General features: G+C 65.4%; 15 protein-coding genes. 6 read left to right on the top strand and 9 right to left on the bottom strand.

The window, feature by feature from the left end; genetic code table 11:
• Positions 1-54: 54 nt before the first annotated feature.
• Positions 55-471 (bottom strand): MarR family winged helix-turn-helix transcriptional regulator, encoded by a 417-nt coding sequence (locus A3CW_RS0131710; RefSeq protein ID WP_028207160.1) that lies wholly within the window; start codon positions 469-471, stop codon positions 55-57.
• A gap of 432 nt (positions 472-903) precedes the next feature.
• Here A3CW_RS0131710 and A3CW_RS0131705 point away from each other — a divergent pair, with 432 nt between their 5' ends.
• Entirely contained in the window at positions 904-3,147 is a 2,244-nt protein-coding gene (locus A3CW_RS0131705) for an NADP-dependent isocitrate dehydrogenase (RefSeq protein ID WP_028207159.1), read from the top strand.
• Between the two features lie 116 nt (positions 3,148-3,263).
• Here the strand turns inward: A3CW_RS0131705 and A3CW_RS0131700 are convergent, their stop codons facing one another.
• Positions 3,264-4,319 carry a VirK/YbjX family protein gene (locus tag A3CW_RS0131700; RefSeq protein WP_028207158.1) on the bottom strand — a complete coding sequence of 352 codons (1,056 nt, stop codon included), beginning with the start codon at positions 4,317-4,319 and terminating at the stop codon, positions 3,264-3,266.
• A 487-nt stretch (positions 4,320-4,806) separates the two neighbouring features.
• Positions 4,807-6,666, bottom strand: a complete 1,860-nt coding sequence (gene ilvD, locus A3CW_RS0131695) for a dihydroxy-acid dehydratase (protein WP_028207157.1) — start codon at positions 6,664-6,666, stop codon at positions 4,807-4,809.
• Between the two features lie 275 nt (positions 6,667-6,941).
• Here ilvD and A3CW_RS0131690 point away from each other — a divergent pair, with 275 nt between their 5' ends.
• A complete protein-coding gene (locus A3CW_RS0131690) occupies positions 6,942-8,330 on the top strand; it encodes an alkaline phosphatase family protein (protein ID WP_028207156.1) in 1,389 nt (462 codons plus the stop codon).
• A gap of 25 nt (positions 8,331-8,355) precedes the next feature.
• On the opposite strand, the gene cynR is transcribed toward A3CW_RS0131690, so the two are convergent.
• Positions 8,356-9,252 (bottom strand): transcriptional regulator CynR, encoded by an 897-nt coding sequence (gene cynR / locus A3CW_RS0131685; RefSeq protein WP_211254105.1) that lies wholly within the window; start codon positions 9,250-9,252, stop codon positions 8,356-8,358.
• A gap of 181 nt (positions 9,253-9,433) precedes the next feature.
• Here cynR and A3CW_RS0131680 point away from each other — a divergent pair, with 181 nt between their 5' ends.
• Entirely contained in the window at positions 9,434-9,733 is a 300-nt protein-coding gene (locus tag A3CW_RS0131680) for a hypothetical protein (RefSeq protein ID WP_028207154.1), read from the top strand.
• Here the strand turns inward: A3CW_RS0131680 and A3CW_RS0131675 are convergent.
• The 3 genes from A3CW_RS0131675 to nirB all read right to left on the bottom strand — a co-directional run bounded on the left by A3CW_RS0131675 (position 9,687) and on the right by nirB (position 16,957).
• Positions 9,687-13,892, bottom strand: a complete 4,206-nt coding sequence (locus A3CW_RS0131675; RefSeq protein WP_028207153.1) for a bifunctional nitrate reductase/sulfite reductase flavoprotein subunit alpha — start codon at positions 13,890-13,892, stop codon at positions 9,687-9,689. The genes A3CW_RS0131680 and A3CW_RS0131675 overlap by 47 nt on opposite strands.
• A gap of 96 nt (positions 13,893-13,988) precedes the next feature.
• Positions 13,989-14,336, bottom strand: coding sequence for a nitrite reductase small subunit NirD (gene nirD / locus A3CW_RS0131670; RefSeq protein WP_028207152.1), 348 nt, complete (start codon positions 14,334-14,336; stop codon positions 13,989-13,991).
• 29 nt (positions 14,337-14,365) lie between these two features.
• Positions 14,366-16,957: a nitrite reductase large subunit NirB gene (gene nirB / locus A3CW_RS0131665; protein WP_028207151.1), complete on the bottom strand. Its 2,592-nt coding sequence runs from the start codon at positions 16,955-16,957 to the stop codon at positions 14,366-14,368.
• Positions 16,958-17,625: 668 nt separating this feature from the next.
• Here nirB and cobA point away from each other — a divergent pair.
• Entirely contained in the window at positions 17,626-18,423 is a 798-nt protein-coding gene (cobA, locus tag A3CW_RS0131660) for a uroporphyrinogen-III C-methyltransferase (protein WP_028207150.1), read from the top strand.
• 57 nt (positions 18,424-18,480) lie between these two features.
• Here the strand turns inward: cobA and A3CW_RS48150 are convergent, their stop codons facing one another.
• Entirely contained in the window at positions 18,481-19,875 is a 1,395-nt protein-coding gene (locus A3CW_RS48150) for an MFS transporter (protein WP_035514550.1), read from the bottom strand.
• Between the two features lie 23 nt (positions 19,876-19,898).
• Positions 19,899-20,627: a type IV pili methyl-accepting chemotaxis transducer N-terminal domain-containing protein gene (locus tag A3CW_RS0131650; protein WP_245623790.1), complete on the bottom strand. Its 729-nt coding sequence runs from the start codon at positions 20,625-20,627 to the stop codon at positions 19,899-19,901.
• Positions 20,628-21,127: 500 nt separating this feature from the next.
• Between A3CW_RS0131650 and A3CW_RS0131645 the strand changes: the two genes are divergently transcribed.
• Both A3CW_RS0131645 and A3CW_RS0131640 read left to right on the top strand, forming a co-directional pair.
• The gene (locus A3CW_RS0131645; protein ID WP_051481842.1) at positions 21,128-21,496 is read left to right on the top strand and encodes a hypothetical protein; all 369 of its coding nucleotides are present in this window, start codon (positions 21,128-21,130) and stop codon (positions 21,494-21,496) included.
• 339 nt (positions 21,497-21,835) lie between these two features.
• Positions 21,836-22,942 (top strand): AI-2E family transporter, encoded by a 1,107-nt coding sequence (locus tag A3CW_RS0131640; RefSeq protein WP_051481841.1) that lies wholly within the window; start codon positions 21,836-21,838, stop codon positions 22,940-22,942.
• The last annotated feature ends 11 nt before the right edge of the window (positions 22,943-22,953 follow it).

Raw genomic sequence — 22,953 nt, 5'->3', positions numbered from 1 at the left:
CTCCTTATTGATTAGCAAGACAATCATTGGATGTTTAGAAAAGGCGCGAGCGCCTTACCCGAGTCCCTTGCGGATCTTGCGCATGCCGGTGACCGTCGACTCGAACAGGTCCGTGCCCACTTGCGCACGCAGGCGCCGCGCGACTTCGGCGCTCGCGCCGTTGATCGGGCCGTCGAGCGCCGTGCCGCCCGCCGTGGGAAAGAGTCCCCATTCGCGGCCATCGGCCTCGCCCTGGCGGCGCTCGAGCAAATCCTTCTCGCACAGGTTGTCGACGAGACGCGTCGCGGTGGGCCGCGCGATGCCGAGCGTCTGCGCGACATCGCTCGCGAGGCATCCGGGCTTTGCCAGCACGACGCGAAGCACGAAGCCTTGCGCGGGCGTGAGGCCGAACGTCGCATAGGCGGCGCTCCACTCGCGCTCCACGAGCCGCGCGAGCGCCGACGAATTGAAGTAAAGGCAGTGATCGAACATAGAGGAATGAGACCACGAATTGATTAGCAAGGCAACCATTATGATGGGCGTCGGCGAGCCTTGCGGGACAAAATTCTTATATAAGACTCCCCGATTCACTTCTCTTTTCACAAGGGTCTTTACCAGCTTGACAGTCAATCAAGGGTACGATCCATAAAACTACTGAGCCGATACCGAATCGCCTGTATCGCGGCGCAAAGCCTTATGCAACGGGGCTCCGGCGCGGAAACGTTTTCAGCGCGCGGGCCGCCGATCAAGGCAAACGCGCCGACTTTCCGGTCAATTAACATTGCGCAAGCGCTTTCCACGATATGAAATACCTGCACGCTTGGCCCCCGGCCCGCTGCAAATTCAGGCAAAATCCAGGTGTTTCGCCGACTGCGCGCAGCCGGTGGTGTTATCACCCCGTTTTTGAACCCCGCCAAGAAGCCGATGAGTACCCAGCAACCCACCATCATCTATACCCTGACCGATGAAGCGCCGCTGCTCGCCACCAGCGCGTTTCTGCCGATCATCCGCACTTTCGCTGCGCCGGCCGGCGTGAACGTCGAGACCAGCGATATCTCCGTTGCGGGCCGTATCCTCGGCGAGTTCCCGGAATTCCTCACGGAAGAACAGCGCGTGCCGGACAATCTGGCCGAACTGGGCCGTCTCACGCAGTTGCCGGAAACGAACATCATCAAGCTGCCGAACATCAGCGCATCGGTGCCGCAGCTCGTCGCCGCGATCAAGGAACTTCAGGGCAAGGGCTACAAGGTCCCTGATTTCCCCGAAGATCCGAAGACCGACGAAGAAAAGGCTATCCAGAAGCGCTATTCGAAGTGCCTCGGTTCGGCCGTGAACCCGGTGCTGCGCGAAGGCAACTCGGACCGCCGCGCACCGCTCGCGGTCAAGAACTACGCGAAGAAGCACCCGCACAGCATGGGCGAGTGGAGCATGGCTTCGCGCACCCACGTCGCGCACATGAAGCACGGCGACTTCTACCACGGTGAAAAGTCGATCACGAACGACAAGGACCGCGAAGTCCGCATGGAGCTCGTGACGAAGGCCGGCGAAACCATCGTGCTCAAGCCGAAGGTCAAGCTGCAAGCCGGCGAAATCGTCGACAGCATGTTCATGAGCAAGAAGCACCTGCTGGCCTTCTACGAAGACCAGATGGAAGACGCGCGCAAGACCGGCGTCATGCTCTCGCTGCACGTGAAGGCGACCATGATGAAGGTTTCGCACCCCATCGTGTTCGGCCACGCCGTGCGCACGTTCTACAAGGACGCGTTCGCCAAGCACGCCAAGCTGTTCGAAGAACTCGGCGTGAACGTGAACAACGGCCTCGTCGATCTCCACACGAAGATCGAAAAGCTGCCGGAATCGCAGCGCGAAGAAGTCATCCGCGACATGCACGCATGCCACGAGCACCGTCCGGCGCTCGCCATGGTCGACTCGGCCAAGGGCATCTCGAACCTGCACGCACCGAACGACGTCATCGTCGACGCGTCGATGCCGGCCATGATCCGCGCAGGCGGCAAGATGTGGGGCGCCGACGGCCGCCCGGCCGACACGAAGTGCCTGATTCCGGAAAGCACGTTCGCGCGCATCTACCAGGAAATCATCAACTTCTGCAAGACCAACGGCGCATTCGACCCGCGCACGATGGGCACGGTGCCGAACGTCGGCCTGATGGCGCAGAAGGCTGAAGAGTACGGTTCGCACGACAAGACGTTCGAGATCACGCAGGACGGCACGGCGCGCATCGTCGACAACGCCACGGGCGAAGTGCTCGAAGCGCTCACGCAGCCAGTCGAGCAGGGCGACATCTGGCGTATGTGCCTCGTGAAGGACGAGCCGATCCGCGACTGGGTCAAGCTCGCCGTCACGCGCGCGAAGAACTCGGACACGCCGGCCGTGTTCTGGCTCGACCCGTACCGTCCGCACGAAAACGAAGTGATCAAGAAGGTCGAGACGTACCTGAAGGATTACGACACGAACGGCCTCGACATCCAGATCATGTCGCAAGTCCGCGCCATGCGTTACACGCTCGAGCGTGTGATCCGCGGCCTGGACACGATCTCGGTCACCGGCAACATTCTGCGCGACTACCTGACCGACCTGTTCCCGATCATGGAACTGGGCACCTCGGCGAAGATGCTCTCGATCGTTCCGCTGATGGCCGGCGGCGGCATGTACGAAACGGGCGCCGGCGGCTCGGCGCCGAAGCACGTGCAGCAGCTGGTGCAGGAAGACCACCTGCGTTGGGACTCGCTCGGCGAATTCCTCGCGCTGGCCGTTTCGCTGGAAGACCTCGGCATCAAGACGAACAACGCGCGCGCCAAGCTGCTCGCGAAGACGCTCGACGCCGCCACCGGCAAGCTGCTCGACAACAACAAGGGCCCGTCGCCGAAGACCGGCGAGCTGGACAACCGCGGCAGCCAGTTCTATCTCTCGATGTTCTGGGCGCAAGAGCTGGCCGCACAGAAGGACGACGCGGAACTCGCGGCACACTTCGCGCCGCTGGCGAAGGCATTGGCCGAGAACGAGCAGAAGATCGTGGGCGAGCTGGCCGCGGTTCAGGGCAAGCCGGTCGATATCGGCGGCTACTACAAGCCGGACTTCGCGAAGCTCGCTGAAGTCATGCGCCCGAGCGCGACGTTCAACGCCGTACTCGCAGCCGCTGCGAAGTAAGGGATGGAACCCGCCCCCGTGCGTTGCGCGGGGGACGTTCCACCAAACGAATCGAGCCTCCCACATTACTGTGGGAGGCTCGATTTTTTTTGCCCTGATGATTGTGACGGCCGATATCAGGCGGCGAGTTTTTGCTCAACCGGCCGATCGTCCTGCGTCGGTTCGCACTGCTCGAGAGCAATGCCCGGCTCCAGGTCACAACGATCGGTTGCCAGAGCGACAGCAAGATCCAGAAGTTGCTTGCTCGAATCCGCATGACCCTGATGAGGCGGCGTGACCTCGTCAATCCGGTCCGTGTCGACGGCCCGAGGGATCTGCGCGAGTAAATCTGCAATCAGCGTCTGTCGCCTGCGGAAGGCAGCACGCCGGTTCGACGGCACCTCGCTGAGGTCACGGTGATGCAGGCGAAGCGGCAGCACGTAGCGCCCATTGCGTTCGACGCCACCCAGTTCCTGCCAGAAGCCATCATAATCCGCGTGTATCTGAGCCCGCCTGGAATCGGAGACGTGCGTCTTCTTCGTCACGCCAGTCAGCACGTCTACCCCTGCCATCCTGGACAATTCGCAGACCGCCTCCATGACAGCAGCCTTGGGCCGCAATCCATGGCATGCGCGCGTCGCCTCGCGCACCCGCTCCCTATCCGCGCCGGCTGGCCCTTGCAAGCCGCCGATAAGCGCTCCGATTTGCCCCGCTTCGGCGTGCCACTCGAAACTGATAGTCGCCCACGCAAGATCGACGCGATCGACCACGTCGCGCCAGGCGACGCTCAGCAACCCTTCGCGCCAACAACGTAGCGGCTCGCTCACGACGATGGCGTACCTTCCGCTCGATGCCAACGTCACGTCTTTCGAATTCAGGTAAAGACTGCGCACCAAATCGTCGCCGAAGCGTTCCCGCACGACCCGAAAATGTCCGCACAGTAACTCGGCACGCGCGCAGGCACGCATGTCCGCCTGGACGAAGCGACGAAAGGGACGTTCAAGATAGCGGCGGTTACGGACGACAATCTCGGCAAGCAGGGAGTTCGCCGCCAGTGCACTCAACCAGACGCGTGCTGCAAACGGGTGAAGCAGTGCGTACATCAGCACGCGCCCCTTCCGGAACAGGGCATCGGGACTTCTCCCAGGAATAGCCCTGGACAGCAGGCGGAAAATCTCGGGAATCGGTGTCATTGACCGCGATCCGTTTTCGTGAATGGCCCAAACGCGGAGGCAACCGATGCAACCGTGACGGCGTTGCGATTTGCGCCCGATGACGATCCGAATGCTGGAGGGTGGAATTTGCTGCGCAGATGCATCGCAGTCCTTAGAAAAAATTAACTCACTCACCGATCTTCGATACACGGGACGTCATGGAGCAGTCATTCGGTCAGCCGAGGCGAACGCTCTTGCGAGCATTCGACCAGCGGTCGAGGTCATGAAACATATCACAATATTACGAAGCGTTACAGAATTTTTCAACCGAGGGCACGATCGTTACATTTTCGTAAACGTTATGAAACCTTCAAGCAAACGTACGGTCCAGTCCAGGGCGTGGCCGAATCCCGGCGCCCCTGTCCCATTCCCCGCGAATCCGTGATGCGCCAGCCCAAAGAAAAAGCCGCTCCGAGGAGCGGCTTTTATGCTGATCTGCCGATCAACGGGCGCGAAGCCCGCAATCTCAATCGTCCAGCAGCGAGAGATCGCGCACGGCGCCTTTGTCTGCCGACATCACGAGCTTGGCGTAGGCCTTCAACGCCGCCGACACCTTGCGCGGACGCGCCTTCGCCGGCTTCCAACCCTTGGCGTTCTGCTCTTCGCGGCGGCGCGCGAGTTCCTCGTCCGGGACCAGCACGTTGATCGTGCGATTCGGAATGTCGATGCGGATCTTGTCGCCGTCGCGTACGAGGCCGATTGCGCCGCCCGCCGCCGCTTCCGGCGAGCAGTGGCCGATCGAGAGGCCCGAGGTGCCGCCAGAGAAGCGGCCGTCGGTCAGCAGCGCGCACGCCTTGCCGAGGCCCTTCGACTTGATGTAGCTCGTCGGGTAGAGCATTTCCTGCATGCCGGGGCCGCCCTTCGGGCCTTCATAGCGCACGATCACCACGTCGCCGGCCTTGACCTTGTCGGCGAGGATGTTCTCCACCGCTTCGTCCTGCGATTCCGTTACGTGCGCCGTGCCTTCGAACACGAGGATGCTGTCGTCCACGCCTGCGGTCTTCACCACGCAGCCGTCGAGCGCGATGTTGCCGGTCAGCACGGCGAGGCCGCCTTCCTTCGAGAACGCGTGCTCATACGAGCGGATGCAGCCTTCGGCGCGGTCCGAGTCGAGGCTCGGCCAGCGCGTGTTCTGGCTGAACGCGACCTGGCTGGGAACGCCAGCCGGGCCGGCCATGTAGAACGTCTTGACCGCTTCGTCCTGCGTGCGGGTGATGTCCCACTGCGCGAGCGCGTCGCCGAGCGTCGGCGTGTGCACGGTCGGCACGTCGGTGTGCAGCTTGCCGGCACGCTCCAGTTCGCCCAGGATCGCCATGATGCCGCCGGCGCGGTGCACGTCTTCGATGTGGTACTTATTCGTGTTCGGCGCGACCTTGCACAGCTGCGGCACGACGCGCGAAAGGCGGTCGATGTCGGTCATGCCGAACTCGATGCCCGCTTCCTGCGCAATGGCCAGCAGGTGCAGGATGGTGTTGGTCGAGCCGCCCATGGCGATGTCGAGCGTCATGGCGTTTTCGAACGCCTTGAAGCCCACCGAGCGCGGCAGCACGCGCTCGTCTTCCTGCTCGTAGTACTGGCGCGCGAGTTCGACGATTCGGCGGCCGGCGCGCTTGAAGAGCTGTTCGCGGTCCGCGTGCGTGGCGACCACGGTGCCGTTGCCCGGCAGCGAGAGGCCCAGCGCCTCGGTCAGGCAGTTCATGGAGTTGGCCGTGAACATGCCCGAGCACGAACCGCAGGTCGGGCAGGCGGAGCGCTCGACTTCGGCCACTTCGGCGTCGGAGTACTTGGTGTCGGCCGCGATCACCATGGCGTCGATCAGGTCGAGCTTCTTGACCTCGATGGCCTTCGTGACCGGGTTCGCGAGACGCGTCTTGCCCGCTTCCATCGGACCGCCCGAGACGAAGATCACGGGGATGTTCAGGCGCATGGCGGCCATGAGCATGCCCGGGGTGATCTTGTCGCAGTTCGAGATGCAGACCATGGCGTCGGCGCAGTGCGCGTTGACCATGTATTCGACCGAATCCGCGATGATGTCGCGGCTCGGCAGCGAATACAGCATGCCGTCGTGGCCCATGGCGATGCCGTCATCGACGGCGATCGTGTTGAATTCCTTGGCCACGCCGCCCGCGGCTTCGATTTCGCGCGCAACGAGCTGGCCGAGGTCTTTCAGGTGCACGTGGCCGGGCACGAACTGGGTGAACGAGTTGACGACCGCGATGATCGGCTTGGCAAAGTCTTCGTCTTTCATGCCGGTGGCGCGCCAGAGGGAGCGCGCACCTGCCATGTTGCGGCCGGCGGTGGAGGTTTTGGAACGGTATGCGGGCATTGTGGCTGTAGGAGAAAAATCGCAGAAAGGAAGCGGGCCACGGGAATAAAGGCCCCACGCACGCCCTTGCGAACAACCTCTTGAGCTGCGCTCTGGGCAAAGCTTGCGATTATCCCACACGCATGGGCGCCCCGCCGGATCGGCCGACGGCGGTCGTAGCGGGCAGTCGGTACGCCCGGAGAAGCATCGGCCGTTTTCTCAGGGTTGCCGAACCTTGCCGAATCCACCCGCCTGCACCACTATTCTGCGTCAGACCCGCGTGACGGAGAGAGCCCATGTCCCTGCAGAACATCAAACACGTCGTTGTCGTGATGTTCGAAAACCGTTCGTTCGACACAATGCTTGGCGGCTTGTACACGAACGGCAGCAGCCCCACGCATTTCCTGCCCGCCGCCAGCGCGGAACAGCCATTCGACGGGCTCAAGGCGGGCCTGAGCAACCCGACGAAGGCGGGCGGCACCATCGCCGCAACCACGCCGGCCACCACGGCCACGCTGCCCGACCCCGATCCGCAGGAGACGTTCGCAAACGTGCGCGTGCAACTGCTCGGCAACGCGGCAGGCGCAACGCCCATGTCCGGCTTCGTACAAGACTACGAAACGACCGCGACGACGGACGCAAGCCAGGTCATGCAGTGCCACAGCCCCGATCAGTTGAAGGTGCTCTCGACGCTCGCGCGCGAATACGCCGTCTGCGACGCCTGGTTCGCCCCTGTGCCGAGCCAGACCTGGCCGAACCGCGCCTTCGCCCACGCGGGCACGTCGAACGGCCACGTCGACAACGGCGCGCCGCCGGACCCGTTCGACTGGCAAGTGCGCACTATCTTCAACGTGCTGGGCGACACGGGCGCGAGCTGGGCCGTGTACAGCGCTGCGCTCGTCGCGCCCTCGCTCACGCTCACGATGTTCCCGACGTTATGGGATGCGAAATATAAGGCCAACTTCCAGCGCTTCAGCAACTTCGTCTCTGCCTGCCAGAGCAACACGCTGCCGCAGTATTCGTTCATCGAGCCGCGTTTTCTGCTGGATCCCAACGACCAGCACCCGCCACACGATGTCTATGCGGGCGAGAGCTTTCTCTACGACATCTGGCACGCGTTGAGCACGTCGCCCGCATGGCCCGAAACGCTGCTCATGATCACCTACGACGAGCACGGCGGCACCTACGACCACGTGCTGCCGCCCGCCAACGCCGTGGCGCCCGATGCCGCGAGCAACCCGGGCGACCAGAACTTCGCCTTCGACAGCTTTGGCGTGCGCGTGCCGGCGGTCGTGGTGTCGCCGTATATCGCACCGGGCACCGTGTTCCGCTCACCCGGCGCCACACCCTACGATCACACGTCGATTCTCGCCACGCTGCGCGACTGGCTCGGCATCGCGCCCGCCGACATGCTCGCGAGCCGGCGCGTCGCGGCCGCGCCCACGCTCGCTCCGTTGCTCACGCTAGACACGCCGCGCACCGATCTGCCGGCTATCGCCGCGCCGCCCGCTTCCGGATTCATCGCCACCAATCTCGCCCGCCCGCTCAACGACCTGCAAAAGAGTCTCGTGAGCGGCGCGGCGCGGCGCTCGGGGCTCGACCCGGCAGCCACGCTCGGGACGATGCCGACCCGCCAGCACGCAGTGGACTTCTTCCACAACCTGCTTTCGTCTGACCAACCCTGAGCAAGCGAAAGGAACAAAGGCCGCCTCAGGCTTCGCCCAGCCCTTCCTGCGAAATCAACGCGAGCAGCACGTCCGAAAACGCGTTGGCGGCGAGCGTGCTCGATGCCCGCCGCCGCTTGAGCAGCGCGACGGTGCGCTGTGGCAACGCCGGCGTGACGGGCAGCGTGACGAGCCCGCGATGCTCGCGCAGCACCGCCGAAGGCAGCAGCGTGGCGAGCGTGCCGTCCTTCACGAGCTTGAGCACCGTGCCTACCGAATTGGCTTGCAGCATCACGCGCGGAATCAACTGGTGCGCGCGGAAATAGGCATCGGCGAAGCGTCGCACCACGAAGTCGGGGCTCAATAGCGCAAGCGGCATCGCCCCCAGCTGCTCCGCCGTCACCTCCGCGCGGCGGCGCGCCAGCGGATGACGCGTGGCCACGAGCAGCGCCATGTGCTCGGCAAAGAGCGGACGCACTTCGATTTCGTCGGAGCGCACATCCGTGAAGCCGATGCCGAGATCGAGTTCGTCACGCTCGAGTCCGCCTTCGATATCTTCGAGCGGGCGCTCGCTCACCTCGAGCGCGATAGCCGGGTGCGCTTCGCGAAAGCCGCGCAGCGCCGGGCCGATCAGATATTCCGCGAAGGTCGGGGTATAGGCGAGCCGCAGCAGGCCGCGCGTGAGATCGCGCACCTCGTTGAGCGCGCGCTTGCCGGCGTCGAGATGCGCGAGCGCCTGGCGCGCGTGTTCGATGTACACGCGCCCGAATTCGGTGAGGCTGATGGCGCGGCCGCTGCGGTCGAACAGCGCGCCGCCGAGATCGTTTTCCAGCTGGCGAATCTGCTGTGAGAGCGCCGGCTGCGAGACGTGCAGCACTTCGGCCGCGCGCGTGAAATTCTTCAACTCCGCCACGGTGAGCACGTAGCGTATCGAGCGAAGCATCAAGATGGCTGCCTCCCGAGTGTCTCCGGTTTATTTCATAAGGCGCGCTTATCGTGACGATCCGAATATCGTCTTGGACGTGGACGCGCGCCCTGCGCAAAATGGATTGCGATGGCGGCGATGCGGTGCGCAGTACGCGCGGCATCGGCCGCCGGACTCCATTCTACCGGGGGACAAACGGATGTTCGAGTCGATCTCGATGAGCGTGGTGGCGGTGTGCGCAGGCTCGTGCCTGACGTTTCTCATCGCCATCCTGCTGCCGGAACCCGTCGTGGCCAAAGGCGCCCGGGGCGGCCTGTATGCCGGGCTCGGCAAAGAAGATGAAAGCGTCGCGCGCACGGACCAGGCGCGTACGCGCCGCTTTCGCGCGCTGCAAACGTGGCGCGCAGGCGGCCGTTCCTCGCAGAGCCGCACCGAAGCCGCGCCGCGCCCCTTCAATAGACGTCGCGCAGGTAGCGCTTGTCCCGTCCGAGCGCACTGACGTAGTCGTGCGCGGCCTCGGCGCTCATGCCGCCATGGCCCGCCACCACCTCCCTGAGCGCCGCATCCACGTCCTTCGCCATGCGGCTCGCATCGCCGCACACGTAGAGGTGCGCCCCTTCCTGCAGCCACGCCCATAGCTGCGCCCCCTGCTCCCTCATGCGGTCCTGCACATAGACCTTATCGCTCTGGTCGCGCGAAAACGCGAGGTCGAGCCGGTCGAGGTGGCCGTCCTTGCGCATTTGCTCCAGTTCGTCGCGGTAGTAGAAGTCGGTGGCCGCGTGCTGCTCGCCGAAGAAAAGCCAGTTGCGGCCCGTGTCGCCGCGCGCCTGCCTCTCGTGCAGGAAGGCGCGGAACGGAGCGACGCCCGTGCCGGGACCGACCATGATCATCGGCGCGTCGCCGTTGCGCGGCGGCCGGAAATGCGTGCTCTTCTGCACGAACACCGGGACGCTGCCCTCCTGCGCACGGTCGGCGAGGAAGGTCGAGGCCACGCCCTTGCGCTCGCGGCGGCCGTTGCTGTAGCGCACGGCCGAAACGGTCAGATGCACTTCGCCCGCATGGGCCTTCGGGCTCGACGAAATCGAATAGAGCCGCGGCTGCAGGCGCTTGAGCATACCGAGCAGTTCCGGCGCGCTCATGTCGACGGGATATTCGTGGAGCACGTCGGCGAACTGCTGGCCCCAGAGCCAGTTGCGCAGATCGCCCTTGCGTGTTTCGTCGAGCATCTCGGCGAGACCCCGTGAGCGCGTGCGGGACGCAATGAACGCAAGCGCATCGGGGTTCGGGCGCGCGATCTCGTAGTGCTTGCCAAGCGCCTCGCCAAGGCGCATCTCGCCGTGGCCACTCACGGCGACCGGCGTATCGGCGGCGAGGCGCGTGAGGTCCAGCAACTCGTCGACGAGCGCGGGACAGTTGGTGGGCCACACGCCGAGCGCATCGCCCGCCTCATAGTCGAGGCCCGCCTCGCCCGTTGCCAGCGAGAAGTAGCGCGTGTCCTTCGTCGCGCCCTTCATGTTCAAACGCACGTTCTTGAGCAGCTTCGAGGCGGCTGGACGTGCCTTCGTCGCCGCGCAGCCGGGTAGCACCTCGGGAATCGAACCGTCGGCGGGCACCGCGTGCAGCGCCGCGTCCTCCTGCTTGATGCGCACGACAATGCGCTCGAGCCATGCGTCGGCGGCGCTCTGGTATTCGCTGTCGCAATCCACGCGCTCCATGAGGCGCGTGGCGCCCAGCGCTTCGAGGCGCGCGTCGAGCTTGCGCCCATGGCCGCAGAACGCGTCGTAGTTGCGGTCGCCGAAGGCGAGCACGGCGAAGCGCAGCGAGGCAAGGCGCGGCGCGTTGTCTGCCGCGAGCGCGTTCCAGAAGGCTTCGCCGTTGTCCGGCGCGTCGCCGTCGCCGAACGTGCTCGTCATCAATAGGACGTATTGCGCCTTGGCGAGGCTCGCAAGCGGGTAGTCCGCCATGCAGGCCGTGCGAATCTCGAAGCCCGACTCCATCAGTTGCGTTGCGTATTGCTCGACCAGCGATTCGACGTTGCCTGTTTGCGAGGCCCACAGCAGCACGACCTTGGGGCGCGTGTGGGCGATGCGCACGCCATGCGGCTTTTCTTCGGGCGCGCCCGGCACGGCGAGCGCAGGCGTACGCACGACGGGCTCGCCGCGGCTGAACAGGCCCGCCAGCAGGCCGTCCAGCCATACGCGCGTGTCGGCGGGAAACGGCGCGTGCACGGGCAGCATCGGCACGCCAACGGGCTCGGCCGCCCGCAACGAGCGCAGGCCGCCGACAAAGCCCGCGAGATACTGGCGTTGCGCGTCGCCCAGTTGTGGCGCGGCGACGTCGTCGAGACCGAGTAGCGTCGAAAAGGCATCGATACGGGACATGTCGAGTTCCTGAGACGGGTTGACGGCTTGCGGCGCGCTGGCGTCGAGCGTGGCCGGCGTATCGGCGGCATCGGCGGCATCGGCGGCGTCCGGTACGCGCGCGGTCTCGCGCGGCGCGGCTTGCGGGCCGACGCGCGTGAGCGCGACCGCGCAGAATTTCAATTCGGGCTGCTGGGAAATCGGGTCGACCGCATCGCTCGTGACCGCGTTTACGCAAAGCTCCTCGCCATACACGTCGTTCCAGTGCATGGGCGCGAAGCAGTTGCCGGGCCGCACCCGCTCGGTCACCACGGCGGGCAGCACCACGCGGCCGCGGCGCGAGCGCACTTCCACGCGATCCTTCGCGGCAATGCCGAGCGCGGCGGCATCCTCGGGATGAATCTCGACGAAGGGGCCCGGGTTGAGCTTGTTGAGCATCGGCACCTTGCCGGTCTTCGTCATGGTGTGCCACTGGTGCTGCAGGCGACCTGTGTTGAACACGACCGGAAACGTGCCATCGGGCAACTCGGCAGGGGCAACATGGGGACGCGCGAAGAACACGCCCTTGCCGTGCGGCGTGGCGAAAGCGATGCGGGGGCGCGTGCCGTCGGCGCTTTCCTTGAACGTCTGGCTCACGCCGTCGTTCACATAGCGCAGCGGGTTGCGGTCGCTCGCGGCATCCGGTGCGATGGGCCATTGCAGCGGCGTTTCGCGCAGCTTCGCGTGGCTCGCGCCGCGCAGGTCGTAGCCCGTCTTCGGGTTCGCGAAGCGCGTGATCTCGTCGAACACCTCGGCGGCGCTCGCGTAGCTGAACGCCTCGGTAAAACCCATCTCGCAGGCCACGCGCGCGATGATCTGCCAGTCGGGCAGCGCCTCGCCCGGCGGCTCGACGGCCTGCTGCATGAGCGTCATGTTGCGCTCGGAGTTGATCATCACGCCCTCGGCCTCGGCCCAGAGCGCGCCGGGCAGCAGCACGTCGGCGTACTGATTCGTTTCGGTGTCCAGAAAGGCGTCCTGGGCGATCACCAGTTCGGCGGCCTTCAGGCCCGCCACCACCGTTTGCCGGTTCGCGACGCTCGCCACCGGGTTCGTGCAGATGATCCAGCACGCCTTGATCTCGCCCGCCGCCATGCGCGAGAACATGTCGATGGTGCCGCCGCCCACTTTCACGGGCAGCGTGCCGGGCGCGACACCCCAAGCCGCTTCCACGAACGCGCGGTCGTCTTCCGCGAGCACCGTGCGCTGACCGGGCAAGCCGGGCCCCATGTAGCCCATCTCGCGCCCGCCCATTGCGTTGGGCTGCCCCGTGAGCGAGAACGGTCCGCTGCCGGGACGGCAAATCTTGCCCGTCGCGAGATGCAGGTTGCAGATCGCGTTCGTGCTCCACGTGCCATGCGTGCTCTGGTTCAGGCCCATGGTCCAGCAGCTCATCCACTCGGGCGCTTCGCCTATCATCTGCGCGGCGCGGCGAATGTCGTCGACGGACAGACCCGTGATTTCGGCGACCTTTTCCGGCGTGTAGTCGTCGAGGAACGCGGGCATCGCGTCCCATCCTTCGGTGTGCTGTGCAATGAAGTCCGCATCGGTGTGGCCGTTCTTGTGCAACAGGTGCAGCAGGCCATTGAGCAGCGCGAGATCGGTGCCCGGCGCGATTGGCAGGAACAGCGACGCCTTCTCGGCGGTCGCCGTGCGGCGCGGGTCCACGACGATGAGTTTCGCGCCCGCCTTCACGCGGTCCATCATGCGCAGGAACAGGATCGGATGGCAGTCCGCCATGTTTGCACCGATCACGAAGAAGAGGTCTGCGCGGTCGAAGTCCTGATACGAACCCGGCGGCCCGTCCGCGCCGAGCGAGAGCTTGTAGCCGCTGCCCGCGCTCGCCATGCACAGGCGCGAGTTCGACTCGATGTTGTTGGTGCGCACGAAGCCCTTGGCGAGCTTGTTCACGAGGTACTGCGCCTCGATCGACATCTGCCCGGAAACATAGAACGAGAGCGCGTCGGGGCCGTGCGCGTCGAGCGTCGAGCGCAGGCGGCGCGCCGTATCGGCGATCGCCTGCGCGTGCGGCAGCGGCACCGGGTCCTCGTCGCGCGCGTGGCGTACGAAGGCGCGCTCGAGGCGCCCCGACTTGCGCAGCGCCACGTGCGCCGACGAACCCTTCGTGCAGAGGCGGCCGAAGTTGGTCGAATGCTCGGCGTCGCCGGAGATCTTCGCGACCTGGCCGTCCTCGACGTGCAGGATCATCCCGCAGCCTACGCCGCAGTACGGGCAAACGCTCTTTACGCTCTCGCTGCTCATGCGGTCGATCGATATCAGCTAGAAACAGATTCGGGGCGCACGGCGCATCCTGCGCGCCGCGCGTTTGTCACTACCTTTGTCACTTCAGTCGGCATGTCAGGCGGCAATCCACACCTGACCGTTTTCCACGCGTGCGGGGAACGCGTTGACCGAATGCTGCGGCGCTTCGATGCACTCGCCGGTGGACAGATCGAAGTGATGCTTGTAGATGGGCGAGGCCACCACGACGCGCTCGCCGAAGCTGCCCACGAGCCCGCGCGAGAGCACCGCTGCGTGCGAGTTCGGATCGTAGTTGCCGATGGCATACACCCGCGCGTCGCCGTCGTCGACATGGAACACGGCGACCTGTTCGCCCTTCACGAGCGCGCACACGCCGGTGTTCGGCACGATGTCGTTGAGCGTGCAGACGGGAACCCAGTTGCCTTGACTATGTTCGTTGCTCATTACGTACTCCTCGGTTCGATGAAAGGGAATCAGACGGTTTCGACGACGACGGGAATGCCGGACAGCGCTTCATGTCGCTTGAATTGCGGCGCCGCCTGCGGGACCTGCGTGCGCTCCTCGGGCGTAGCCGGGCGAATCTGGCCGCGCTCTTCAATGAAGGTGACGTGCTGGTCGCCGGCATCACTATTGACGAAGTGGCGGAAGCGGCGGCGCGTTTCGGGATCGCTTACGGCCTTCTTCCACTCGCATTCGTAGGTGTCCACCACGAGCTGCATTTCCGCTTCGAGTTCGGCGCCGAGGCCCAGCTTGTCGTGCACGACCACGTCGATCAGATAGTCGAGGCCGCCTTCGAGGTTGTCTCGCCACACGCTCGTGCGCTGCAGGCGGTCGGCCGTGCGCACGTAGAACATGAGGAAACGATCGACGTAGCGCACCAGCGTGGCCTGATCGAGATCGGCAGCGAGCAGTTCCGCATGGCGAGGCTTCATGCCGCCGTTGCCGCACACGTAGAGGTTCCAGCCCTTCTCGGTGGCGATGATGCCGACGTCCTTGCCTTGCGCCTCCGCGCATTCGCGCGTGCAGCCCGAGACACCGAACTTGATCTTGTGCGGCGCGCGCAGACCCTTGTAGCGGTTCTCGAGTTCGATCGCGAAGCCCACCGAGTCGCCCACGCCGTAGCGGCACCACGTCGAGCCCACGCACGATTTCACGGTGCGCAGGGCCTTGCCGTATGCGTGCCCCGATTCGAAGCCAGCGGCGATCAGCTCCTCCCAGACGAAAGGCAGCTGCTCGACGCGCGCACCAAAGAGGTCCACGCGCTGGCCACCCGTGATCTTCGTGTAAAGGCCGTACTTCTTCGCCACCTGCCCCACGGCGATGAGGCCTTCCGGGGTGACCTCGCCGCCCGGCATGCGCGGCACCACCGAATACGTGCCGTCGCGCTGGATGTTGGCAAGGTAGTAGTCGTTCGAATCCTGCAGGCTCGCGTGCTCCTTCTTCAGCACGAATTCGTTCCAGCAGGACGCCAGAATCCCGCCCACGGCCGGCTTGCAGATATCGCAGCCCAGCCCCTTGCCGTGCTTCGCGAGCAGTTCGCCGAAGGTCTTGACGCCCTCCACGCGCACGATGTGATACAGCTCCTGGCGCGAGTAATGGAAGTGCTCGCAAAGGTGATTATTGACGGCGAGCCCCTGGCGCTTCATCTCCGACTTCATGACCTGCGTGACGAGCGGCACGCAGCCGCCGCACGACGTGCCGGCGTTGCACGCCCCCTTCACCGCGGCGATGGTCGTCGCACCGTCGCGCACGGCCGCACAAATTTCGGCCTTCGAAACGTTGTTGCACGAGCAGATCTGTGCGGCGTCGGGCAGCGCTTCCACGCCGATCGCGGGCTTGGCCTTGCCGTCGGCCTGCGGCAGGATCATGAATTCGGGCGACTCGGGCAGCTCGATGCCATTGAGCATCATTTGCAGCAGCGTGCCGTATTCGCTCGCGTCGCCCACCATCACCGCGCCGAGCAGCTTCTTGCCGCAATCGGACACCACGATCTTCCTGTAGACCTGGCGGCGCTCGTCGGCGTAGCGGTAGGAACGGCTGCCGGGGGTCTTGCCGTGCGCGTCGCCGATGCTCGCCACGTCCACACCCATCAGCTTGAGCTTGGTGCTCATGTCGGCGCCCGCGAAGCTCGACGCCTCGCCCGCCAGCGCCCTGGCGGCGATGCGCGCCATGTCGTAACCGGGGGCGACGAGACCAAAGATCTGCCCTTGCCAGAGCGCGCATTCGCCGATGGCGTAGATGTTCGCGTCGCTCGTGCGGCACTGGTCGTCGATCACGATGCCGCCGCGCGCGCCGATTTCGAGGCCGCAGGCGCGGGCGATTTCGTCGCGCGGGCGAATGCCGGCCGAGAACACGATCATGTCGGCGTCGAGGTGCGTACCGTCGGCGAACTGCATGCGGTTGGCGGCCGTTGCGCCGTCCACCTTTTTTCCGTCCACGATCGCCAGCGTGCTCTTCTGCGTGTGCACGCTCACGCCGAGCTCTTCGATCTTGCCGCGCAGCATGCGGCCGCCGTCGTCGTCCACCTGCACCGCCATGAGGCGCGGCGCGAATTCCACCACGTGCGTGTCGAGGCCCAGGTCGCGCAGGGCTTTCGCGCATTCGAGACCGAGCAGGCCGCCACCCACCACCACGCCCGACTTCGCGTGCGCACCGCGCGCCTGCATCGCTTCGAGATCGGCAATGGTTCGGTAGACGAAGCAATCGGCGCGATCGTTGCCCGCGATGGGCGGCACGAACGCCGAGGAGCCGGTGGCCAGCACGAGCTTGTCATACGAAAGCGTCTGGCCGTTGGACACCTCGATGGTGCGCGCTTCGCGATCGATCGACACCGCCCTGGCGTCCAGCACGAGACGCACGTTCTCGCGATCGAAGAAGCCAGGCGCCACGAGCGAGAGATCGTCCGCCGACTTGCCCGCGAAGAATTCGGAGAGGTGCACGCGGTCGTAGGCGGGACGCGGCTCCTCGCAGAGCACGGTCACGCGCGCATTGGGCGCGCCGTCCGCAAGGATGCACTCGAGAAATTTGTGGCCCACCATGCCATGGCCGACGACGACGATCTCCATCGCCGCCGAGCTGTTCACTTCGTTCGTTGCTTGCACCATGAGCCCCTGCCAATAAAAAAGGCGTCCCGCGATTCCAGCTTGCGCGAAGCCAGATTCGGGGGACGCCGTTGCCCTGAATACGAAACCCTTGTGCGCCGCGCTACTGCTTGCGGCCGAATCCCCATTGATTCGCGTGGCACTTGCTGCGAAGCAATACGCAAGCACTGTGCCAATCTGCGCGCATCCCGCGCAACGCCCCGTCCGGCGGACTTCGGCGGCTAGCGAACGGGGCGTCTGGCAATTCGCTGGCGCGCGCATCGTGATGCAGGCCAGCACAAGATTGGTGCCGTGCAGCACATTCGCTGTGCGCCCTGGGCGTGCAGGTTGCAGCGTGGTTAATTGGGGGCAGCCGGCTAGGTACGCCCGGCCAGGGGCGCCCGGCCAGGTGCGCCCCGCCAGCGGGCGGGCGGCGCGAACGCGTGCAAGTTGGTCTGGAACTTGCGTGAGTCTGGACGCCCGGCAGCGTTGCCGGGCATGCAACCCTGGGGCCGCGCTTCGCGCACCGCTCGCCGCGCCCCTCTTTTCGAACACACCGGACAATGGCGTCCCCTCGTCGCAAGCGGCGAGCGGACGCCATTTGTTTTATGGCGCTCCCCACGTGGGTGCGCGCAATACAAAGGAAGACGACGATGACGACGGGCAACGAAGGCAAGGTCACGCTGGTGAGCGCAGGTCCGGGCGATCTCGACCTCCTCACCCTGAAGGCGGCGAAGGTGCTCGCGAGCGCCGACGTCGTGCTGCTCGACGATCTCGTGAATCCGGAAATCGTCACGCTCGCGCCGCAGGCCCGCGTGATCCGCGTGGGCAAGCGAGGCGGCTGCCGCTCCACGCCGCAGGCGTTCATCGAGCGGCTGATGCAGCGCTACGCGCGCCGCGGCTTGCACGTGGTGCGCGTGAAAGGCGGCGACGCGCTGCTGTTCGGCCGTGCAGGGGAAGAACTCGCGGCGTTGCGCCGCGCGGGCGTGACGGTGGAAATCGTGAACGGCATTTCTTCGGCGTTCGCGGCCGCCGCGGGACTCGGCGTATCGCTCACGCATCGCGACCATTGCCAGGGCGTGATCTTCGTGACCGCACACTTGCGCGACCACAGCGAACCGGACTGGCAGGCGCTCGCCGCGACGGGCATGACGCTCGCCATCTATATGGGCATGAGCCGCATCGAGTCGCTGTGCGCAACGCTCGTGGCCGCGCTCCCCACGGCGACGCCCGCCGCCGTCGTGCAGTGGGCGGGCAGCGCGAACGAGCGGCGCGTCACGGGCACGCTCGGCACGATTGCGGCGCACGCGCGTGCAGCAGGCCTTGGCAGCCCCGCCATCATCCTCGTGGGCAACGCGATTGGCGAGGCGGCTGCGTTCGCCATTTCGCCTGCGTCGTTCGGCGTGCATTCGCGCGAAGCGAGTATCGCGGACCTGCGTCGCCGCGCGTAAACGCGTTAGCGGCCCGTCGCTCGCGCGCGGGCCGCATCCTGCTAAGTACCCAGGTCTTCAGTTGCTAGCGCTCGCCTGAGCGCCCTGCACGACGGCCGTTGCCATCTCCGGCTCCTGAGGCAGCGCCCATTCGAGCCAGCGTGCGCGATGCAGCACCACGAGTCCGAATGCGGCCGCAGCGATCACGCCGAACGTCGCGAAGCCCATCTGGTAGCTGCCGGTGCTCTCCTTGGCGATGCCCATGATGACCGGCAGATAGAAGCCGCCGATCCCCCCCGCCGCGCCGATGATGCCCGACATCAGCCCGGTGCGGCCCTGCCAGCGGCGCGGGACGAGCTGGAACGTTGCGCCGTTGCCGAGACCGAAGCACACGTAGGTGAACGCGAGCAGCGCAATGCCGGCGGCGAACGGCGGCATCCACAGCGCGAACGCGAAGTCGCACACCGAGATCGCGGCAAGCAGCACCACCAGCGCGCGCACGCCCGAGATGCGATCCGCGACAAGGCCGCCGAGCGGGCGCACCATGGCGCCGGTCAGTGCGAGCAGCGACATCACCACGCCGGCTTCGAGCTTCGGTACCTGGTAGAGGGAAATCAGCAGCGTCGAGACATAGGACGACATGCCCACGAAGCCGCCGAACGTGATGCTGTACACGAGCATCACGACCCACGTGTCGCCTTCGGTCAGCACCGCGCGATAGTGGCGCGGCAACACCCCAATGGCGAGCAGCGCGCCGAACACCGGCAGCAGCAGCACACCGGTCTTGCCCGCGCCGAACACGCCGGCATGCACGGCAAGCACGAGCGCGATCAAGCCGGCGAGCGTGATGCCGAACGACCGCAATGCCTGCGGCGCGCTGCCGGACTTCTGGCCGAGATCGCGGGCCCAGAAGGTCACGGCCGTCGCGGCGAGCGCGAGCAGCGGCAGCGCCGCGCCCGTGGCGCGCGCCCATCCATAGTGGCTGGCGAGGCCCGGGAAGAGGAAGCCGTCGAGCACGGCGCCAATATTGCCGGCCGCGGCGAGGCCGAGCACGAGGCCCTGCACCTTCGGCGGATAGTTGCTGCCCGCCATCGGCAGCGCCACGGCGAAGCTGGCACCGCCCACGCCGAGCAGCACGCCGAGCACGAGCAGCAAGGTATAGGACGGCGTGCCCGGCATCATCAACAGCACGGCAGCGGGGATGGCGGAAAGCGCGATGCCCATCAGCGCGACACGGCGGCCGTCGTAGGCCTGGTACAGATTGCCGAGCGTCACGCGCAGAATCGCCGCGCCGAGCACGGGCACGGCCACGAGCAGGCCCAGTTCGGCCGGCGTCATCGCAATGTCCTTCTGGATGAACGGCGCGAGCGGGCCGAACATCACCCACACCGTGAAGCCAGTGTCGAAATACAGGAAACACGCGACCAGCGCGCGCCAGTTACCGCTCTTGAGCGAGCTTACCAGGTCTTTCACGAGGTTCTCTCCAGTAATGGATCTCAACCCGCCATGCGGGCATGCATCCGTTGATTTCGGAATCCAGAATGTCTTTCGGGCGCGCCATTGCGCGTTTCGGGCTTGCCGACCACGCCCTGCACGAGCCTGTCCATTTCGCCTATCACGTGCGCCAGTTCCGCCGTGATCACCGCGAATTCGCGGCCGAACTGGCCGGCGCGGGCGGCAGCCACCCGTGCATTGAGCGCGACGATGTTCGCGCGCAGGGAAATGGCGGCGAGTTCATCGACGATGCCGGCCTGGCGCTTCGCCGCCGCGGCTTCCACGCTGCGCAATTCGTCCTGGTACGCCTGGGTCAGCGCTTGCAGCAGTTCGAGCAGCGGCGTGGCGGCGGCGGTGAGTTCCGTCACGGCTGCCTCGCACCCGCTATCGGCCGTCGATGCATGGACTGAGCGCTCGAGGCACACGCACGCGTGCGCGGCGAGTTTCGTGAACGCGCGAATGCGCTCGTCGGCCTTGCGTGCGCCGAAATAGAGTTCGCGCAATGCCGTCGAGAACACGCCGGGAAAATGATCGTCACCCTCGACCAGTCGTGCGTGCGAAGCCGCAAACGTGTCGAGGCATTCGCGCGCGACGAGGAGCGCGGCCATGTCGCCGTGCAAGCCGAGCAGCGCATGGAGGACCACGCGCTGCGAGAGCATGCGCTGGCGCCCGGCCAGATTGATGAGCTCGCCGACGATTTCCGCAGAGATGTCAGGTATCGTTTCCCGCATGGTCATCTTTAGTAGTACAAATCGCGTCGCCAGGGGTTTGCCAGACCACGGCGATCGCGATGCGCATAAAAAAAGCGTCCCGAAGCGCACCCGCCACGCACGCTGTGCCGTGGAGTGCCACTTCGGGACGCCGTTGCCCCGCACGATCAAAAGATCCCGCGCATGGCGGGACGATGATGCAATTCATTGGAGCCTTCATTGGCCCCAGTAGCCATAAAGCAATAGGTATGCCACCCGCTCGCAGGCAGCCCGCGCGCCCCGCGCAACGCCCGTCTGGCGCGGGTTTCACGGTTCACGCAGCGCGCGCGGCCCGAAAAACCGTAACCGGCTGCGCGCCACCAATCGTGTGCTTCAGGTGGCTGCTGCTGGTGCACTGCAGCGAAGCCCCGCACCATGGCCGGGCACCGTCTTGCCCTTCGGCGCGACCGCACTAATCTGTAAACATGGATTTGAGGGCCGCGCCAGCGCGCATGCGTTAACGCCGGCCTGGGAGGTGCGTCATGAAGCCAGCCGCAATCGCCCTCGCGCTCGCATGGGTCACCGTCGGGCCTGGCGGCGGCGTCATCGCTTCAGCGGCGAGCGCCGCGAATGAAGCGACGATCGCTATCGTCTCCGGCACCTACGGCAGCAACTGCGGCGCGCCACGTGGCAATGTCACACGCGATCTCGCCGCGCACTGTGACGGTCTGCGAACCTGCAGCTATCCGGTGTCGATGATCGCCGCGCAATCGGGCGGCTGTCGCAACGACTATCTCGCCGAATGGCGCTGCGGCGGCCATGAATTCCACAACGCGGCACTGGCTCCCGGTGCGGGCAACGGCGATCGGCTCGTTCTCAGTTGCGTGCCTTCGAGTGGTCCGGGGCATTGAGATCTGCAAACAGGAATCAGAATCAGCATCGCAGCCCGCGCATGACGGCATTTTCAGCGCACTGCTAACCACTTTTCTCGCTGGTCCAAAGCGGACCGCACGTTCATTGTCCCTTTTCAGTGCGTGTAATAGACTCAATTCGACGGAGCGCTCCGCACAACTCACAGGCGACTGCAAACATCGAGTTGTGCTCCCGGTCACGGGGTCATGCCAGGAAAGAACGCGACGTCGGCGGACAGTTTCTCGTAATACCTGGAGTTCTGGCGGTCCTCGCCGGAGCGCGATAGGAGCCTGGGCGCGTCTGAATTGCGCGCCCAGGCCTGCGAGGAGACACAGACGATGCTGCTGCCCACTACATCAGCGCCGAAGGCGCAGTCCCGGGATTTACTCGATGTCCTGATCCGCGCCGCGCTCATTGCCGTCCTGGCGATGTTTTGCTTTCGCATCTTCGCCCCGTTCCTCGACCTCATGGTCTGGTCCGTGATTCTCGCGGTCACGCTTTATCCGCTGCAAATGAAGCTGCAGCGCAGCTTCCCTCACAAGGATGGACTCATCGCCACGCTCATCATTCTCGTGGCGTTCGGCGTGATCCTCGCGCCCACCTGGTTGCTCGGTGTCGCCGTGGCCGATTCGATCGAGCATGTCATGGGCGTCGCGAAGAGCGGCACGTTTCATATCCCGCCTCCCGCCGACTCGATCGCTCACTGGCCAATCGTCGGTCAGCGCGTCTACGACTTCTGGATGCAGGCGTCGACCGACATCACCGGTCTCGTGCAGCGGTTCGCGCCGCAACTGAAGGCGGCCGGTCTCGCGCTGCTCGGCACGGTCACCGGTCTTGGCGCCGCACTGCTGGTTTTCTTCGTAGCCCTGATCGTTGCGGGCATTCTCATGGCGCATGGCGACAAGGGCCATCGCAGCACGGTGCTGATCGCTTCGCGCGTTTCCGGCCCGGAAAACGGCCCGCAAATCGCCGAGCTTTGCACCGCCACAATTCGCGCGGTCGCCCAGGGCGTGGTCGGCATCGCGTTCATCCAGATGGTGTTGATCGGCGTTGGCTTCATCGTGATGGGCATTCCCGGCGCAGGCCTGCTCGCGCTGGCCGTGCTGCTGATCGGCATCATGCAGTTGCCCGCCACGCTCATCACCGTGCCCGTCATTATCTTCGTGATCATGACGCAGGGTGTCACCACGGCGACCATCGTCTTCTCCGTCTACGAGTTCGTTGCAGGTCTCGCCGACAACGTGCTCAAGCCGCTGCTGCTTGGCCGCGGCGTGGCAGTGCCCATGCCCGTGGTGCTGATCGGCGCGATTGGCGGTATGGTCACGGGCGGCGTGATCGGCCTTTTCATTGGTCCGGTGATGCTCGCCGTTGGCTATCAACTGTTCTGGCGCTGGGTGAAAGACCAGCCTCAACCCGAACGCGCACGAGAAGAGCAGCAGGCTTGAGCCGCGAGGCC

Source organism: Paraburkholderia nodosa DSM 21604 (genome assembly GCF_000519185.1).
In the GTDB taxonomy this organism is placed as follows: Bacteria; Pseudomonadota; Gammaproteobacteria; order Burkholderiales; family Burkholderiaceae; genus Paraburkholderia; species Paraburkholderia nodosa.
Note: the sequence above shows the minus strand (reverse complement) of the source record. Positions and strands in the feature narration are given on the sequence as shown.